Source organism: Pantoea sp. SGAir0180 (genome assembly GCF_043546245.1).
In genome coordinates this window covers 2,001,179-2,018,454 of record NZ_CP028071.1, presented here as the reverse complement: position 1 = coordinate 2,018,454, position 17,276 = coordinate 2,001,179, and the positions used below count along the sequence as shown (strand labels likewise).

Sequence of the window (17,276 nt, the reverse complement as noted above, 5' to 3'; positions counted from 1 at the left end):
GGGTTTTAGCATGACTAAACAGAAGGGCAGATCACTGCGCTGGCCATGAAGGCGTCCGGGCGGAAAGAGCGCGTCGGTTCTGTGCGCATCTTAACCGCGGGCGGGCATCCCAATGAAAATGCAGAGAACCAGCCTGTCGCAACCGTCGCCCTGTCCAGCACTGACCCATCAATAACAATAATCGCAGTAATCGTTGAAGCAATTGCCTCCTGTGTCGATAACGCATGCTCAGCTCAATGTTGGGGCTGAGCCTGAAGCGTCAAAGCTGATTACTACTCAGTCATTTGTGTGCTTTTTTACGACACCAGTACGTGCATTCCTTTTAATTACAGTGGAAACAACAATATGTCTGTCATCAAGACAATGACCAGAAGCTTAACCGGTTCACGTTTTGCGGGGGGATCTCAGCCCGCCAACGGGATCTTTAACTGTGAAAGCTTACCCACTTCGCTCTCTGCAGCAGGCCTCAGCAGTCGTGCTGCGGGTATTTTGCTGACGTTTGTGCCGCCAGAGGCCGATTTTCATAAGGTCAGTCAGGCATGGCAACGCTTTACATCAACAGATTTGACCGTCATTACGCTCTCCTCTAACGGAGCGCTCAGCGCCAGCGGCAAGCAAACAACGTACTGCAAAGGCGACGGGCAGGAAGGCAGCTGGCTCTGGTTACCCCGTAACCTGATTGCAGAGCATGAAACACATGTGGTCGATCTGCACCTTCACGATACCCACACGGCGACGGACCGCATTCGTGCCATCCAGGATGAGCTGGCTGCGTTGAGGCTGAGCATGCCGCTCTCTGCTGACCGTACCTTTGCCATGATTTACTGTGACGGCCTGTCTGCATCGGAAGGGTTTTTAATGCAGGCCTGGTATAATACGGGCCGCTTTCCCTGCCTGGCAATCGGCGGATCCGCCGGTGGACGCGTCACCTTTGACGGGACATGGATTGGCGCTGGCGGGCGTGTACTGCAGGGGAAAGCCGTTATTGTTTTCTGCAAAATGGCGGCGGGTAAGTCCTTTTCACCCTTTAAGAGTCAGAACTTCGAGCCACTGAACAAGAGCTGGCTGATTGCCGAGGCGGATCCGGTTAAGCGTACCCTGACTTCCGTGTTCAACCCACAGGGGCAGCAACAGCCCTTCACCCAGGCACTGGCTGAACATCTGGGCTGCAATGAACAGCAGCTGACGGAGCGTCTGAAAGGTTTAACGTTTGCGGTGAAGGTAGGTGACGCGTATTTCATTCGTTCTGTAGCGAAGATGGACAGCCACAGTGTACAGTTTTTTTGCGATCTGGAATTTGGCGATCGGCTTTACTTAATGCGTGAAACCGATTTTAAGCAGGCTACGCTGCGGGACTGGCAGGCCTTTACGCAACGTCACGGCAAACCGGCGGCGGTCCTGATGAATGACTGCATACTGCGCCGACAGGGCAATCCCGATAAGCTGCACGATGCGCATTTCTTTAAAGGCATTCCGGCTGCCGGGTTCTCCAGCTTTGGTGAAATTCTGGGCGTACCGATCAATCAGACCTTGTCTGCACTGGTATTCTTCAATCATAACGTAAACGCCATGGCGCAATTTCCGGTGGAATATGCCAGCTATGCCGCGCACTATGCGCAGCGCGCGTTACGTCGCTGGGAAGCGCTAAACCGCGTCCAGTCGGGCGTGCTGGCTCGCGTGGTGAACTATCAGCAGGAGTTGGCACCTATCGTTCAGGCGCTGCCGGTGCTTGAGGCGGCAACCCAGAGCCAGAGCGAAGCGTTGTCGATGGCCGAAAGCAGCATTCGCGCTATCAGCACTCTCGCCAAAGAAAGCCAGCAGGCACAAGGGCGCCTGGGGGACGGGCTGGACGATCTGGAAGCGATATCTAACGGTATCAACGTTATTACGCACGGCATCAGCAATATCGCTTTCCAGACCAATATTCTGGCGCTCAATGCCGCTGTCGAGGCTGCACGCGCGGGGGAAGCTGGCAGAGGATTTGCCGTTGTGGCAGGGGAGGTTCGGCGCCTGGCGCAATCCTCGAAAGAGCAGGCTGAAGCGACCGCAAGCAACATTAATGATGCGGTCGACACGATCTCGCGTATCCGCGATGTCGCGACAAACACGGTACAAACCGCGACGGACATGGCAGACCGCAGTATCCAGGCTGCCGATGCGATTGCCGCCATGAGCGATCGAAGCCGCCATGAACGGGCAGGGATGGCGAAACAGCTGGATAATCTGCGCACCTTAACGGCAGGTATGGATGCGATGCAGGAAGCGGTCGCCGAGCTGAAAGTGCTGCAGACACTTTCCTCGTCACGATAAGTCACTGCTGGCGCCGCGACCAGGAAGGCCCTGCGCCAGTCTCTGTTAAGCAGGGATAACAACTAAGGTAATGGCAAAGTGAACCCGGGCTTTCTTGTTGTTATTTATCACACCTCGTCAGATTGCTTATTTGCCGCCTTATTTTCAAGACGGAAAATTCAGCATGGGTTGCGTTTGATCCTCAATGTTTTAGCGGCTTTTTTCAAACCTGTTCTGTGAAGCTTTAAAACGAAAAAGCCACGCATTCGCGTGGCTTTCACAACCTTATTCATTCACGTGCAGTTCACTTCACCGTGTGGATTAGACGTTAAACAAGAAATTCATCACATCGCCATCTTTAACGATGTACTCTTTGCCTTCTGAACGCATCTTGCCCGCTTCTTTCGCGCCTTGCTCACCCTTATAGGTAATAAAGTCTTCAAACGCGATCGTTTGTGCGCGAATAAAGCCTTTCTCGAAGTCGGTATGGATTTTACCGGCGGCCTGCGGGGCGGTGGCGCCAACAGGGATAGTCCATGCGCGTACTTCTTTGACGCCGGCGGTGAAATAGGTCTGCAGATTCAGCAGTGCGTAACCGGCACGAATCACGCGGTTCAGGCCTGGCTCTTCGATGCCCAGCTCGGCCATAAACTCGTCACGATCTTCGTCTTCCAGTTCGGCGATATCAGATTCGACAGAGGCACAGACTGGCACAACGACAGAACCTTCTTTGGCGGCGATTTCGCGCACTTTATCCAGGTACGGGTTGTTTTCAAAGCCATCTTCGTTGACGTTAGCAATGTACATCGTGGGCTTGAGCGTCAGGAAGCTCAGATAGCGCAGAGCGGCTTTGTCCTCATCGGTCAGATCCAGCGCGCGCAGCATGCCCGCGTTTTCCAGATGAGGCAGACATTTCTCCAGCGCCGCCTGTTCCGCTTTCGCGTCTTTATCGCCACCTTTGGCTTTTTTCTGCACGCGCTGCAGTGCACGTTCACAGGTGTCCAGATCCGCCAGCGCCAGCTCGGTGTTGATGGTTTCGATATCATCAGCCGGATCGACTTTATTATTCACGTGGATAATATTGTCGTTTTCAAAGCAGCGAACCACGTGGCCGATCGCTTCGGTTTCACGGATATTGGTCAGGAACTGGTTGCCCAGGCCTTCACCTTTCGATGCACCTTTTACCAGACCGGCGATATCGACGAATTCCATGGTAGTCGGAACCACGCGCTGTGGCTTGACGATCTCGGACAGCTGATCCAGACGCAGGTCAGGCATAGGTACAACGCCCGTGTTGGGTTCAATGGTGCAGAAGGGGAAGTTCGCCGCTTCAATACCCGCTTTTGTCAGCGCGTTAAACAGAGTGGATTTACCGACATTTGGCAGGCCCACGATACCGCATTTGAATCCCATGGTTTAATACCCTTTATAGCTGGATGGGCAACGCCTGGACGCAGGCGCCGCCGGAAACGTAAGATAATTTTCGCGCATTATACACAGATTCGCGACAATCGGGGCGATTAGACAGGCTTAAAGGCATGCAGGCGGTTCATTGCCTTAATGCGATCTTCCTTCAGCCACAGTTCGGTGCAGCGCGCTGCTTCATCAATGGCGTCATCGATCAGCTTTTGCTCGCTGGCGGGCGGTTTGCCTAACACAAATCCGGTCACTTTGTTGCGGTCACCGGGATGGCCGATGCCGATGCGCAGACGATGAAAGTTATTATTATTGCCCAGCTTGCTGATGATGTCTTTCAGGCCGTTATGACCGCCGTGACCGCCGCCTTGTTTGAATTTCGCAATGCCCGGTGGCAGATCGAGTTCATCGTGCGCCACTAAAATTTCTTCGGGCGCAATACGGTAGAAGGTCGCCATCGCCGCGACTGCTTTGCCGCTGAGGTTCATAAAGGTGGTGGGCACCAGCAGTCGGACATCTTCGCCCGCCAGCGCCAGTCGCGCCGTATAACCGAAAAATTTGGCTTCTTCTTTTAACGACTGATTGTGCCGCTCAGCCAGCAAATCCAGATACCACGCACCCGCGTTATGGCGCGTGGCGGCATATTCCGCACCGGGATTCGCCAGGCCGACAATCAGTTTAATGCTGCTCACAAGGAATATCCTGCTGTTATCACCAAAGGGCAGTAGTTTACTGTGCCGGGCTACGGATCACAAAGTGTGAGCCACGAATTATTAGTGTCGGTGATTAATTGTTTTTCATCTAAATCAATAAGCTGTAATTATGCTTTGGTCACACTTATCCTGTTCTGAGTGTGACGAAGTGCACAAATTAGCCTGCTGTCATTGCCTAAACTACTGACAGGTTAACATTGTGTGCGCTCATCGGACCGCACCTTCAGGAGGTGAAAGATGAAACGTCATCACTCACGTATGGCAGGAAATGCCTTAATGGCACTGGGCTTAGTGACCATGGTACTCGGCGTTGGTTTTTCGATTATCAACCAACTTCCCTCTTTAAATCTGCCGCAGATACTGGCGCAGGGCGCGATGTTTGGGATTTTCTTTGGCGCACTGTTATGGCTGGCCGGTGCCTGCATTAGCGGTCGTGAGAAAGTCGAAGATCGCTATTACTGGGAGCGGCATTATGGCGATAAACGCTGTCGCCGCAGCCATCACTCGTCATAATGATGTTCCCGGCAATGTCAGACAGGGCTCGGTTCGGTTCCTGCCTTTGGCTTTTGCCCGATAGAGCGCTTTGTCAGCCAGCGCCATCAGTTCGCCAAAATCAATGTGGCGATTGTCGGCGGTGGAGAAGCCAATGCTGACGGAATAGGGAACCTGACCCGGCCGGGAAAGGTGGATCGCCTGGCGCACCTGCTCGCACCAGACGTTAGCCTGTGCTGACATCATCGGCAGAAGGGCGGCAAATTCTTCGCCGCCCAGTCGCGCAAAGCGCGCCCCTTCAGGCAGCATTTTGGACACGCGGTTAGTGAAATCAATCAGAATCTGGTCGCCCTGATGATGCCCATAGCGATCATTAATCCCTTTAAAATGGTCGAGATCGAATAACACCACCGTCAGCGCTTTATTCTGCTTCTGGCAGGCTTTAATCATCACCTCGGCCCCGGTAAACAGCGCACGACGATTCCAGATATTGGTCAGGGGATCGTGCAGCGAGGCCGTTTTTAACGCATTGCGCGTCCGCTCATTGACCATCGCCAGAATCGTCACGGTAAACCCAATCACAAACAACATGGATTCCATGATCACATAGACGGAAAAATTGGATCCGCTGATCGCGCCCTGAACGCCAACCGGACGGGAATTATCCAGGAATATGCGGGCCGCATGGAATATCAGGTGAATCCAGAGCAGGAGCTGGGCAGGCCAGAATGTTGCATCCATATTGCGCCGCGCCAGCCAGAGAAAATAGATAAGCGATCCGGTATACCCGATGCAGAGCAGGCAGAGCACCAGTACGCGCAGCGATAAGCTGTAATAAAATCCCGGAATCAGGCAGAGCAGTGACCAGATCAGCGCCCCGACCAGACCACTCATCCCCGGCTGCTTACCGCAAAAGGTGCGAAACGCGCTGAACAATCCCCCGTAAGCCAGCATAAGCAACACGTTGCTCATGGCCACCGGTAAAAACTGATAGCCCTGGCTGCGCAGGCTACTGAGAATAAAGGCGACCAGCGTCAGTAAAATGGCCACGCAAACATAGCCCAGCGTGCGATCGTAATGCGAACCGACCCAGGCAAATGCCAGGATCAGACTCATAAACCCCAGTACGTAGAGTTCGCAAATAAATAACGTATAGACGTCGAGGTTCATAGTGGAAAACGATCGCAATAAAAAGTGCGGGCAAAGTACCACTCAACGCAGAATGGCAAAAGAGCAGATAAGATAATTTCAGCGAAAGAGTTTTTCGTAGTAAGCGTGACAATAACGGCGGTGACTCATAACGAAAATTTCTGTGAATCAAGCAGCTTTGTCGGAAGGGGAACGGCACAGACAAAAGAAAAGGCCGGACAGCGTGTCCGGCCTGCGAAGATTAGTGTTCGAACATTGCCGAAATGGACTCTTCGTTACTGATGCGGCGAATGGCTTCGGCCAGCATGCCTGACAGCGTCAGGGTACGGACGTTTGGCAGCGACTTCATCTCTTCGGATAACGGAATGGTGTCACACACGATAACCTGATCGATGACAGATTTACGTAAGTTTTCCACCGCGTTACCGGAGAAGATAGGGTGCGTCGCGTACGCGAACACGCGCTTGGCACCGCGCTCTTTCAGCGCTTCCGCGGCTTTGCACAGTGTGCCGCCGGTGTCGATCATGTCATCGACCAGCACACAGTCACGGCCCGCAACGTCACCAATGATATGCATAACCTGAGAAACGTTCGCACGCGGGCGACGTTTGTCGATGATGGCCATATCGGTGTCGTTCAGCAGTTTCGCAATAGCACGGGCACGAACCACGCCGCCAATGTCAGGCGAAACAACAATCGGGTTTTCCAGGCCAATCTGTAACATATCCTCCAGCAGAATGGGACTGCCGAAGACGTTATCAACCGGGACGTCGAAGAAGCCCTGGATCTGCTCAGCGTGCAGGTCAACCGTTAAAACACGGTCAACGCCGACGCTGGAAAGAAAGTCAGCCACGACTTTGGCGGTAATAGGCACACGCGCAGAACGCACGCGGCGGTCCTGACGGGCATAACCAAAGTAGGGGATAACAGCGGTAATACGACCAGCTGAAGCACGACGCAGCGCGTCGACCATCACGACCAGTTCCATCAAATTATCATTGGTGGGAGCACAGGTGGACTGGATGATGAAAATATCACCACCGCGTACATTTTCATTAATTTGTACGCTTACTTCGCCATCACTGAAACGACCGACAGCGGCGTCGCCCAGGCTGGTGTAAAGGCGGTTGGCAATACGTTGTGCTAGTTCCGGGGTGGCGTTACCAGCAAAAAGCTTCATATCAGGCACGAGAAGAACCTCAGGCTTTGCGTCCAGAGAATGAACGTCATGACAGTAACCGGCGAATACTGTCGTGATCGTTCACACGGGTATGTGAGTGCGAAACGTGCTGTATCTGGAACAGGGTGACACAGTCACGCTATCGCTAATCGCCTTGCAGAGTGCGCTGTAACGGCGAGACGTTAACGCCTCGGGCTACAAAACCGCGCACCCATGACGGGGCAAGTTCCAGCACCTGGCGAGCAGCGTACTCGGTGTCAAATTCAGCAAACACACAAGCACCTGTCCCTGTCAGGCGCGACGGCGCGTATTCTAGCAGCCATGAAACAAGCTCATCAACCTCACGAAAACGTTTTCTTACTACTGATTCGCAATCGTTAAGAAAGGGGGCCTGTAAAAGTGCTGATAAAGTGCGCACGGGCGTGTCACGGGGGAGTGCCGGATCGTTAAAGACCACCGGCGTGGCCACGCTGACGCCGGGATGGGCAACAAGATACCATTTTTCGGCAGGCGATGCGGGAGAAAGCACCTCGCCGACCCCTTCGGCGAAGGCGGCGTGCCCTTTAACGAACACCGGGACATCCGCACCCAGTTTCACGCCCATCTGTGCCAGTTCCGTCGGCGAAAAACCGGTTTTCCAGAGATGATTAAGCGCCACCAGAACCGTAGCGGCGTCAGAAGAACCGCCACCCAGTCCACCGCCCATTGGCAAACGCTTTTCAATGGCGATCCGCGCACCCGCCTGCGCCGGCAGCGTTCCCTTCTCGCGGGCAGCCGCCTTAAGCATGTCGGCGGCACGCACGATCAGGTTTTCAGCATCCGGCACGCCGGACACGGGCGTGAGAAGGGTAATGGCATCGCTCTGATCGGGAACAATCTCCAGACTGTCGCCATAATCCAGAAACTGAAACAGGGTTTGCAGGTTATGGTAACCGTCCGCCCGGCGCCCGGTGATGTACAAAAAAAGGTTCAGTTTTGCCGGAGCAGGCCAGGTGGTGATCATTTCAGCGTCCAGCTATCCATACGTAACTTGATGCGCTGATCGCCTTCTTTCAGCTCCAGGCTGGCCGGCAGCGCAGGGGTGACGTTGCTGTCGTAGCCGGCGATGGTCACCTGCCAGGTCTGGCCATCATGCTGATAGTTCAGGCTGCGCAACTGATACTGATCGTTAAGCTGGTAGTCGGTCGCATCGCCCGGCAGGCCCATCATCCACTGGCGCAGGTTGGTCAGCGGAATATCCATGCCGGTCAGCTGCGAGATCATCTTCTGCGCATCGTTGCTGACATAGCGTTTGCCCTGGCTATCCACGATCTGCACCACAGAACCCTGCGCATCCAGCTGCAGTTCTGTGCTGCCTAACGGGTTGGTTAACAGCAGACGATAACGGTCAGGTGCGGTCTGCTGCCAGTTGAAGCGGGCATAGACTTTTTGTTTGTCCGACAGATAGGCGAACGCGCCGCGCGTCTGGTACTGCGTCACTTTACTGACCGCTTGCTGATGATGTTGCCATTGGGGCGCAGTGGCGCTCGGGCCGGGACCTTGTGGTTTATTGATGCTACAGGCAGCCAGCAGAACAGCACCGGCCAGGGGTAAAAGGCGCAACAGATTGCGTGGGGAAGTAAGCATCAAGTGGTCATCTCCTCGGACTCATTTTTCATTGGTAACAGGTAACGCTAACCATCCGCATTTTAACCGTCAATGCTGTTATACGGCAAAATCGCTATGATCGGCTTAATCTTATTACAGTCATAGCCTTTGTATGGCTTTTCTTGATCTGCTGCATCTTGTAGAATGCGCTTCACAAAACCCTGACATTATTGGGACAACCCAACCTAAATCGCCATGACGCTGCTCGCTCTCGGAATCAATCACAAAACTGCACCCATTGCTCTGCGCGAACGCGTTGCGTTCGGGCCGGAGTCGCTGGAACAGGCCTTAGACAGCCTGTTATCCCAGCCCATGGTGCAGAGTGGCGTCGTGCTCTCCACCTGTAACCGAACCGAACTCTACTTGAGTGTAGAGCAACAGGTCGATCTGCAGGAACGTCTGGTGCGCTGGCTGTGTGACTATCACCAGCTTGATGAAGAGGATGTACGTAACAGCCTCTACTGGCATCAGGACAATGAGGCGGTCAGTCATCTTATGCGCGTCGCCAGCGGGCTGGATTCGCTGGTGCTGGGCGAGCCGCAGATTCTAGGTCAGGTAAAAAAAGCCTTTGCCGATTCGCAGCGCGGTCATGCACTGAGCAGTGAACTGGAACGTATGTTCCAGAAAACCTTCTCGGTTGCCAAGCGCGTGCGTACGGAAACGGAGATCGGCGCGAACGCCGTTTCCGTTGCCTTTGCCGCCTGTACGCTGGCGCGGCAGATCTTTGAGTCCCTCTCCACCGTCAACGTGTTACTGGTTGGCGCGGGGGAAACCATCGAGCTGGTGGCGCGTCATCTGAGCGAACATCAGGTCAAAAAACTGATTATTGCCAACCGTACCCGCGAACGCGCGGACGCGCTGGCGAAAGAAGTGGGCGCGGAAGTGATTGGCCTTGCGGACATCGACGCGCGCCTGGCCGATGCCGACATCGTCATTACGTCCACCTCCAGTCCCTTGCCCATCATTGGTAAAGGCATGATGGAACGGGCGCTCAAAGCGCGCCGTAACCAGCCAATGCTGCTGGTGGATATTGCGGTGCCGCGCGACGTAGAGCCGGAAGTGGGCAAGTTAGCGAATGCCTATCTCTACAGCGTTGACGACCTGCAGGCCATCATTGAGCAGAACCTTGCCCAGCGCAAAGCCGCTGCGGTGCAGGCCGAAAGTATCGTGGTGCAGGAATGCAGCGATTTCATGGCCTGGCTGCGTTCCCAGGGCGCGGTCAACTCTATTCGTGAATACCGTGCTCAGGCGGATGATATCCGCGCTGAACTGGAAGGCCGTGCGCTGCAGGCGCTGCAGCAGGGTGCCGATCCGCAAAAAGTGATGCAGGAACTGGCCCACAAGCTGACCAACCGTTTGATTCATGCACCAACCAAATCTCTTCAGCAGGCCGCGCGCGACGGCGACAGCGAACGCCTGCAGATTTTACGCGACAGCCTGGGTCTCGATTAGGCACACTGCTGTCGTCTTCTGTTACGGGAATCCCACAGTTAAATGAAAACCTCTATTGTTGCGAAACTGGAAGCGCTGCAGGAGCGCCACGAAGAAGTGGAAGCGATGCTGGGCGATGCAGGCGTCATTGCCGATCAGGAACGCTTTCGTGCTTTGTCGCGTGAATATGCTCAGTTGACCGATGTCACGCGCTGCTTCCGCGACTGGCAGCAGAACCAGGATGATATCGAGACGGCTAAAATGTTACTCGACGATCCTGAAATGCGCGATATGGCGCAGGAAGAGCTGCAGGCGGCACGTGAGAAAACCGACGCGCTGGAGCAACAGTTGCAGCTGTTACTGCTGCCGAAAGATCCGGACGATGAGCGCGACTGTTTTGTCGAAGTCCGTGCCGGTACCGGCGGCGACGAAGCGGCCATTTTTGCGGGTGACCTGTTCCGTATGTACAGCCGTTACGCCGAGTCACGTCGCTGGCGGGTGGAAATCGTCAGCGCTAACGACGGTGAGCACGGTGGCTATAAAGAGGTGATTGCCCGTATTATGGGTGACGGTGCCTATGGCCGACTGAAATTTGAATCCGGCGGCCATCGCGTACAACGCGTACCCGAGACGGAATCCCAGGGCCGTATTCATACCTCTGCCTGTACGGTGGCGGTGATGCCTGAACTGCCGGAAGCGGAGCTGCCCGAGATCAACCCGTCAGATTTAAAAATCGATACTTTCCGCTCCTCCGGTGCCGGTGGGCAGCACGTTAACACCACCGACTCCGCGATCCGTATTACCCACTTGCCGACCGGTATTGTGGTGGAATGTCAGGATGAACGCTCTCAGCACAAGAACAAGGCAAAAGCCTTATCGGTGTTGGGCGCGCGTATCCATGCGGCCGAAATGGCAAAACGTCACGAAGCTGAAGCCAGCACCCGCCGTAACCTGCTGGGCAGCGGTGACCGTTCCGATCGTATCCGCACCTATAACTTCCCGCAGGGCCGTGTGACCGACCATCGCATCAACCTGACGCTTTATCGTCTGGATGAAACCATGGAAGGTAAACTGGACAGCCTGATCGAACCCATCGTTCAGGAATACCAGGCTGACCAACTGGCGGCGCTGGCCGGTCAGGATTAATGGATATTCGCCACTGGCTCAAACAGGCGGTTGCCACGCTGTGTGGGGGCGACAGCCCGAAGCGTGATGCGGAAATCCTGCTGGGTTATGTCACAGGCAAACCCCGCAGCTGGCTGGTGGCTTTTGATGAAACCCTGCTCAGTGACGCGCAGTTACAACAGTTGACGGCGTTGCTGGCACGGCGCGCACGGGGAGAACCGATTGCCCATTTAGTTGGCGAGCGCGAATTCTGGTCGCTCCCGCTGAGGGTTAGCGACGCCACACTTATCCCGCGGCCGGATACCGAGATCCTGGTTGAACAGGCGCTGGCCCGATTGCCTGCCGCACCTGCGCGCGTGCTGGATCTCGGCACGGGCACCGGCGCCATTGCCCTGGCGATTGCCAGCGAACGGCCCGATTGCACCGTGATCGGCGTTGATCGTGTCCCTGCTGCCGTTGCGCTGGCGCAGGATAACGCTGCGCATCTGGCGATAGCTAACGCGACGTTTGTGCACAGCCACTGGTTTGCACAGCTCACCCCGACCCGATTTGATCTTATCGTGAGTAATCCGCCTTACATTGATGCCAGCGATCACCATCTGGAGGAGGGCGATGTGCGTTTTGAACCGCGCAGCGCACTGGTGGCAGATGAGGCGGGCATGGCCGATCTCCGGTGGCTGATCGCACAGTCACCCGCCTGGTTACAGCCGGGTGGCTGGCTGCTACTGGAACATGGCTGGCAGCAGGATGAGGCGGTGCGTCAACTGATGTGCCAGCACCACTATCAGGCGGTGGACACGGTGAAGGATTACGGTGGCAATCCCCGGGTCACATTTGGGCAGACCGCGCCGATACCGGTATAGTGCCGCAACGTAAAATCACAGGGATGAATGATGTTTACTTATTACCCACTGCTAAAAAATCTGCATCTGCTGACCGTGGCGATCACGGTTTCGCTGTTTCTGCTGCGCTTCTACTGGCAGCGCGTTGGCGCAGCCATACTGCAACGCCGCTGGGTCCGCATCCTTCCACATGTCAACGACACGTTGCTGCTGCTGAGCGGCGCAGCGCTGGTAATGCTGACCCACTTCTATCCGTTTTCACCTCAGGGAAGCTGGCTGACGGAGAAGCTGTTAGGCGTTATTATCTATATTGCCCTTGGGTCCGTGGCGCTGAGCCGCCGCCCTCGTTCTGATCGCACCCGCTGGATGGCCTTTGTGGTCGCCTTAATCGCGCTGGTGACGATCATTAAGCTGGCACTGAGTAAAATGCCGTTATTGGGGATAGTATGAGCTCCACCGAACAACTTGATTACAGTGAAACACCGCTCTGTGAGGCGGTGATGGGTGCAACCAAAGCCATTCGCACCGATTTTCCGACCCTGTCGGTCGAACAACAGTTAGCGGCGTTAGTGGCTGAAGCCCGGGATTACGTCAGCGACCAACAGGATGCGGATTTAAAGCTCGAAAAGCTGCTGGAGCTGTTTTACAAGCAGTGGAAATTTGGCGGTGCCAGCGGCGTGTATAATCTGTCTGATGCACTCTGGCTGGATAAAGTGCTGAAAACCCGTCAGGGAACCGCCGTGTCACTGGGCGTGATTCTGCTGCATATTGCGGCGGAACTGGAACTGCCCCTGATGCCGGTGATTTTCCCGACGCAGTTGATTCTGCGCGCCGACTGGCTGGATGGCGACAAGTGGCTGATTAATCCGTTCAACGGGGAAACCCTGGATACGCACACGCTCGAAGTATGGCTGAAAGGCAATATCAGCCCGCTGGCGCGTCTGTATGATGACGATCTCGACGAAGCCAAAACCGTCAGCGTAATGCGCAAAATGCTGGATACGCTGAAAGCGGCGCTGATGGAAGAGAAGCAGATGGAGCTGGCCCTGAACGTCAGCCAGGTGTTGTTGCGCATTGACCCGGACGATCCCTATGAAATTCGCGATCGGGGATTAATCTATGCACAGCTTGAGTGCGATCATATCGCGTTAACGGACTTAACCTACTTCGTTGAACAGTGTCCTGAGGATCCGGTCAGCGAAATGATTAAAGTCCAGATTCACGCAATCGAACAAAAACGCGTGACGCTGCATTAAGCGTCACCCCAGATAAGGAAAGGGCATGACACAGAAAGTTGTCAGTATTGGTGATATCAGGGTCGCAAACGATCTGCCATTTGTTCTCTTTGGCGGCATGAACGTGCTGGAATCCTACGACCTCGCGATGCGCATCTGCGAGCACTATGTAAACGTGACCGACAAACTCGGCATTCCTTACGTTTTCAAAGCGTCTTTTGACAAAGCCAACCGCTCCTCCATCCACTCTTACCGTGGCCCTGGCCTGGAAGAGGGCATGAAGATTTTCCAGGCGCTGAAGCAGGCCTTTGGCGTGAAAATCATCACCGATGTGCACGAAGCGGCGCAGGCTCAGCCTGTGGCGGATGTTGTTGACGTGATTCAGCTGCCGGCCTTCCTGGCGCGTCAGACCGACCTGGTTGAGGCGATGGCGAAAACGGGCGCGGTGATTAACGTCAAGAAGCCCCAGTTTGTCAGCCCCGGCCAGATGGGCAACATCGTGGACAAGTTTGCCGAAGGCGGAAACGACAAGGTTATTCTTTGCGACCGCGGCAGTAACTTTGGCTACGACAACCTGGTAGTGGATATGCTGGGTTTCAACGTCATGAAGAAGGTGACGAATAATTCGCCGGTGATTTTCGACGTGACGCACGCGCTGCAAACCCGCGATCCGTTCGGTGCAGCCTCAGGCGGACGCCGTGCTCAGGTGGCCGAACTGGCGCGTGCCGGTATGGCGGTGGGCATTGCGGGCCTGTTTATTGAAGCCCATCCGGAGCCGGACAACGCCAAATGCGACGGTCCGTCGGCGTTACCGCTGGATAAACTGGAACCGTTCCTGGTGCAGATGAAGGCGATTGACGATCTGGTGAAAAGTTTCCCGGAACTGGACACCAGCAAATAAGCCGCAGTGCAGACGAAAAAAAAGAGCGAATTCTCGCTCTTTTTTTTCGTCTCAGTTTTGTGAGATTACAGCATGATGGTCATCAGATAGCCGACAAATAAGGCCAGGTGCGCGGCACCATTCAGCACATTCGTTCTGCCGGTTGAGAAGCTAATCTGACACAGGATCAGAGAGGCAATCATAATAACCATCTGCGGCGGTTCCAGGCCGAATATCAATTCCTGGCCTGTCAGCGTTGCAATAATAGAGACCGCCGGTACGGTCAGCGAAATCGTGGCCAGCACTGAGCCAAAGAACAGGTTCATCGCGCGCTGTACCTGGTTCACCAGGACGGCCCGGATGGCACCCAGACCTTCCGGTGAGAGGATCAGTAACGCCACCAGGAAGCCGGTGAACTGCTTCGGTGCGTTGAGGTCGGTCAGCAGATGCTCCAGTGGGTTAGCATTCATCTTGGTGACGGCAATCACCGCAATCAGATGCACGATCAGCCAGATGGCGTGCCAGAGGCTACTGTGCGCAGAAGGTTTACCGTGGTGAGGATCGCCATCATCACTGTCATCTTCGTGCTCATAGACAAACAGGCTCTGGTGCGTTTTGGTCTGAATCAACAGGAAAACGCCATACATCGCGGCAGAAATAGCGGCAATCAGTAAACTTTGCGCAGCGGTGAAATTTCCGCCCGGCAAGGCATTCGGAAACACCAGCACCAGGATGGCTAACGGAAAAATAGCGATCAGGTATTGCTTTACCCCGGCCAGATTCACGTATTGCGTCGCAAACTTTCTGCCGCCCAGCAGTAAGGCAAAGCCCACCAGCCCGCCGGTCACGATCATAATGATCGAGTAGAGCGTATCGCGCATCAGCGCAGGTGCCGCATCGCCGGTGGCCATCAGTGCCGAAATCAGGCTGACTTCCAGAATCACGACAGACAGGCTGAGGATCAGGGAACCATAGGGTTCGCCCAGGCGGTGAGCCAGCACATCCGCATGACGCACCACGCTGAACGCGCTGCTGAGAATAGCAACCAGCGCCAGTAAATTAATGCCGACGACGAGCGGGAGTGAGGTTTGTGCACCAAAAAAATAGAGTACACCCAGGGCAATAAGGGGAAGTATCAGTGAAAACTCTTTGTGACGTGTTTTTTCATGTAAAGGCATTCACTCTCCTCGCTGCTGAATAAAAGGGGCAATTCATTTACCCACCCTGACAGGGAAATATATAAGTCAGGCAGTGTAACTTTTCAATCGAACAGCAGGTGAAAATTTACCGCTTTTTACTTTCACACACATTCAGCCTGAAAAGGGGTTTATAAAAATTTATTCCCGCTTTTGTCCGATAAATCAGTCATAAAGCAAATTCTCTTTCGCGATAATCTTCCGCATTATTGCAAAATACATCCCAATAAGGTGATCGTTAATGCCGGAACAGAGAAATAACAAGCGGAGAGGCGCAGAAACCACAGTTTGCATTTTGGCTTATCTGCGCCAGACTTATAAACCATCATGTTAGAGGAGGATAAACGATGCCTTATGCTAAGCGAAGCGACCTGCCAGAAAGCGTTAAGCACGTCCTGCCAGCGCATGCCCAGGATATCTATCAACAGGCCTTTAACAATGCCTGGTCACAATATAAGGATCCCGATGACCGGCGAGGCAATGAATCACGCGAGGAAGTGGCCCACAAAGTGGCCTGGTCAGCGGTGAAACATGACTATGAAAAAGGGGATGACGATAAATGGCATCCCAAAAAATAGTGTGTTGCGTTGTGGGCCTGAACAGCAGGCCCGTTTATATGTCCCGTCCCGCCAGCATCATGTCCGTTCTCACGCGCATTTCTTCCCTCTGATCGCCCACGTTTCAGGCTTCTTTTCGCGCCCACGTTACGCATGTTTACTTCACGTTGCGCGAGCAGGGGTTATCCTGAACGCCAGGATGCCGTGAAGAAACTCATCAGCCCTTACCGTTTTACGCGCTGTAAAACACCTTTTTGCGGTGTTATAGCTGCCGCTTTTAATAGTTAAATAAAGGCTATTTTTTAGCGGATATTCCCACTCTTACTTGAAACTGATTTTGTTAATAATTAATGTCAGTTTAATGAATACAGCGTAAATTTGTGAATGTTCACGCAACAGAACCGAGGAGTGTCTTACACAGGACGTGGTGAAAGTCGAGGAGGTCGCATTGCTTACCCGGGAATTTTTATTAAAAGCGGATTGTAAAACATCATTTGGTGATATTGAGGAGACATTACTGTGGAGTTGTGAACAGCGCGCGGCGTCGCTGGCGGCAACCCTGGCATGTCGGCCCGATCACAGCCCGGTATGGATCTTCGGCTACGGTTCTCTGATGTGGAACCCGGTATTTGAAGCCGATGAAGTGGCATCGGCCTCGCTGCACGGCTGGCACCGTGCCTTTTGCTTGCGCCTCACAGCCGGGCGCGGCACGGCTTCCCATCCGGGGCGCATGCTGGCGCTGAAAGAGGGCGGCATCACGCAGGGACTGGCATTTCGCCTGCCGGAATCACGGCTGCACGACGAACTGGCATTACTGTGGAAGCGTGAAATGATCACCGGCTGCTATTTGCCGACCTGGTGTGAGCTGGTGCTGGACGATCAACGCCGCGTGACGGCGCTGGTTTTTATTATGGATCCGCGTCATCCGCTTTATGAACCGGATACCTGTCCTCAGGCGGTTGCGCCCCTGATCGCAGCGGCCAGTGGACCGTTAGGCTCGAACGCCCAGTACCTGTTTTCGCTGGAAGAAGAACTGACTAAGCGCGGGATGCAGGAGGACGATTTGATCCGCCTGGCGCACCAGGTGCGTGAACTGCAGCAGCACTGGCCAAGACAGGCGTAAT

17 protein-coding genes are annotated in these 17,276 nt (G+C 54.5%); 10 read left to right on the top strand and 7 right to left on the bottom strand.

Translation table 11 applies throughout. The features are described from left to right. The first annotated feature begins 345 nt into the window (after positions 1-345). The gene (locus C1N58_RS09415; RefSeq protein ID WP_162285605.1) at positions 346-2,310 is read left to right on the top strand and encodes a methyl-accepting chemotaxis protein; all 1,965 of its coding nucleotides are present in this window, start codon (positions 346-348) and stop codon (positions 2,308-2,310) included. A 300-nt stretch (positions 2,311-2,610) separates the two neighbouring features. Here C1N58_RS09415 and ychF read toward each other — a convergent pair whose 3' ends face one another. Continuing rightward, on the bottom strand, positions 2,611-3,702 hold the full coding sequence (gene ychF, locus C1N58_RS09410) for a redox-regulated ATPase YchF (protein ID WP_033741049.1): 1,092 nt from the start codon (positions 3,700-3,702) through the stop codon (positions 2,611-2,613). A gap of 107 nt (positions 3,703-3,809) precedes the next feature. Further along, positions 3,810-4,397 (bottom strand): aminoacyl-tRNA hydrolase, encoded by a 588-nt coding sequence (pth, locus tag C1N58_RS09405; RefSeq protein ID WP_033741051.1) that lies wholly within the window; start codon positions 4,395-4,397, stop codon positions 3,810-3,812. A gap of 258 nt (positions 4,398-4,655) precedes the next feature. Here pth and ychH point away from each other — a divergent pair, with 258 nt between their 5' ends. Beyond that, positions 4,656-4,931, top strand: a complete 276-nt coding sequence (gene ychH / locus C1N58_RS09400; RefSeq protein ID WP_033741052.1) for a stress-induced protein YchH — start codon at positions 4,656-4,658, stop codon at positions 4,929-4,931. Here ychH and C1N58_RS09395 read toward each other — a convergent pair. From C1N58_RS09395 to lolB, 4 genes are all read right to left on the bottom strand, one after another. After that, positions 4,926-6,080 (bottom strand): GGDEF domain-containing protein, encoded by a 1,155-nt coding sequence (locus C1N58_RS09395; protein ID WP_394564822.1) that lies wholly within the window; start codon positions 6,078-6,080, stop codon positions 4,926-4,928. The two genes, ychH and C1N58_RS09395, sit on opposite strands and share 6 nt — an antisense overlap. A 220-nt stretch (positions 6,081-6,300) precedes the next feature. Beyond that, positions 6,301-7,248: a ribose-phosphate diphosphokinase gene (gene prs, locus C1N58_RS09390; RefSeq protein WP_006118899.1), complete on the bottom strand. Its 948-nt coding sequence runs from the start codon at positions 7,246-7,248 to the stop codon at positions 6,301-6,303. Between the two features lie 136 nt (positions 7,249-7,384). Then, positions 7,385-8,242 carry a 4-(cytidine 5'-diphospho)-2-C-methyl-D-erythritol kinase gene (ispE, locus tag C1N58_RS09385; RefSeq protein ID WP_324019882.1) on the bottom strand — a complete coding sequence of 286 codons (858 nt, stop codon included), beginning with the start codon at positions 8,240-8,242 and terminating at the stop codon, positions 7,385-7,387. Further along, a complete protein-coding gene (gene lolB / locus C1N58_RS09380) occupies positions 8,239-8,865 on the bottom strand; it encodes a lipoprotein insertase outer membrane protein LolB (protein ID WP_006118901.1) in 627 nt (208 codons plus the stop codon). Before lolB ends, ispE begins: the two co-directional genes overlap by 4 nt. Positions 8,866-9,081: 216 nt before the next feature. On the opposite strand from lolB, the gene hemA reads away from it, so the two are divergent. Genes hemA through kdsA form a run of 6 tightly spaced genes read left to right on the top strand, consistent with a single transcriptional unit; the run spans position 9,082 to position 14,420 of the window. Next, positions 9,082-10,338 (top strand): glutamyl-tRNA reductase, encoded by a 1,257-nt coding sequence (gene hemA / locus C1N58_RS09375; RefSeq protein ID WP_033741057.1) that lies wholly within the window; start codon positions 9,082-9,084, stop codon positions 10,336-10,338. 42 nt (positions 10,339-10,380) lie between these two features. Continuing rightward, entirely contained in the window at positions 10,381-11,463 is a 1,083-nt protein-coding gene (gene prfA / locus C1N58_RS09370) for a peptide chain release factor 1 (RefSeq protein ID WP_006118903.1), read from the top strand. Beyond that, a complete protein-coding gene (gene prmC, locus C1N58_RS09365) occupies positions 11,463-12,305 on the top strand; it encodes a peptide chain release factor N(5)-glutamine methyltransferase (protein WP_006118904.1) in 843 nt (280 codons plus the stop codon). The genes prfA and prmC overlap by 1 nt, the downstream gene beginning before the upstream one ends. 30 nt (positions 12,306-12,335) lie before the next feature. Next, positions 12,336-12,734, top strand: a complete 399-nt coding sequence (locus C1N58_RS09360) for a SirB2 family protein (protein ID WP_039340706.1) — start codon at positions 12,336-12,338, stop codon at positions 12,732-12,734. Further along, a complete protein-coding gene (gene sirB1 / locus C1N58_RS09355) occupies positions 12,731-13,540 on the top strand; it encodes an invasion regulator SirB1 (protein ID WP_033741062.1) in 810 nt (269 codons plus the stop codon). The genes C1N58_RS09360 and sirB1 overlap by 4 nt, the downstream gene beginning before the upstream one ends. 25 nt (positions 13,541-13,565) lie before the next feature. Then, complete coding sequence (gene kdsA, locus C1N58_RS09350; RefSeq protein WP_054687807.1) at positions 13,566-14,420, top strand: 3-deoxy-8-phosphooctulonate synthase; 855 nt, start codon at positions 13,566-13,568, stop codon at positions 14,418-14,420. Between the two features lie 65 nt (positions 14,421-14,485). Here the strand turns inward: kdsA and chaA are convergent, their stop codons facing one another. Then, on the bottom strand, positions 14,486-15,577 hold the full coding sequence (gene chaA / locus C1N58_RS09345; RefSeq protein WP_394564821.1) for a sodium-potassium/proton antiporter ChaA: 1,092 nt from the start codon (positions 15,575-15,577) through the stop codon (positions 14,486-14,488). 365 nt (positions 15,578-15,942) lie between these two features. Here chaA and chaB point away from each other — a divergent pair, with 365 nt between their 5' ends. Continuing rightward, positions 15,943-16,173, top strand: a complete 231-nt coding sequence (gene chaB / locus C1N58_RS09340) for a putative cation transport regulator ChaB (protein ID WP_006118909.1) — start codon at positions 15,943-15,945, stop codon at positions 16,171-16,173. 427 nt (positions 16,174-16,600) lie between these two features. Then, complete coding sequence (locus C1N58_RS09335) at positions 16,601-17,275, top strand: gamma-glutamylcyclotransferase (protein WP_162835475.1); 675 nt, start codon at positions 16,601-16,603, stop codon at positions 17,273-17,275. The last annotated feature ends 1 nt before the right edge of the window (position 17,276 follow it).

Coding starts and splice junctions, on each gene's coding strand:
- ychF (WP_033741049.1), bottom strand. CDS start 3,702: ATGGGATTCAAATGCGGTATCGTGGGCCTGCCAAATGTCGGTAAATCC.
- lolB (WP_006118901.1), bottom strand. CDS start 8,865: ATGCTTACTTCCCCACGCAATCTGTTGCGCCTTTTACCCCTGGCCGGT.
- hemA (WP_033741057.1), top strand. CDS start 9,082: ATGACGCTGCTCGCTCTCGGAATCAATCACAAAACTGCACCCATTGCT.
- C1N58_RS09415 (WP_162285605.1), top strand. CDS start 346: ATGTCTGTCATCAAGACAATGACCAGAAGCTTAACCGGTTCACGTTTT.
- kdsA (WP_054687807.1), top strand. CDS start 13,566: ATGACACAGAAAGTTGTCAGTATTGGTGATATCAGGGTCGCAAACGAT.
- C1N58_RS09360 (WP_039340706.1), top strand. CDS start 12,336: ATGTTTACTTATTACCCACTGCTAAAAAATCTGCATCTGCTGACCGTG.
- prmC (WP_006118904.1), top strand. CDS start 11,463: ATGGATATTCGCCACTGGCTCAAACAGGCGGTTGCCACGCTGTGTGGG.
- sirB1 (WP_033741062.1), top strand. CDS start 12,731: ATGAGCTCCACCGAACAACTTGATTACAGTGAAACACCGCTCTGTGAG.
- chaA (WP_394564821.1), bottom strand. CDS start 15,577: ATGCCTTTACATGAAAAAACACGTCACAAAGAGTTTTCACTGATACTT.
- chaB (WP_006118909.1), top strand. CDS start 15,943: ATGCCTTATGCTAAGCGAAGCGACCTGCCAGAAAGCGTTAAGCACGTC.
- C1N58_RS09395 (WP_394564822.1), bottom strand. CDS start 6,080: ATGAACCTCGACGTCTATACGTTATTTATTTGCGAACTCTACGTACTG.
- prfA (WP_006118903.1), top strand. CDS start 10,381: ATGAAAACCTCTATTGTTGCGAAACTGGAAGCGCTGCAGGAGCGCCAC.
- ychH (WP_033741052.1), top strand. CDS start 4,656: ATGAAACGTCATCACTCACGTATGGCAGGAAATGCCTTAATGGCACTG.
- ispE (WP_324019882.1), bottom strand. CDS start 8,242: ATGATCACCACCTGGCCTGCTCCGGCAAAACTGAACCTTTTTTTGTAC.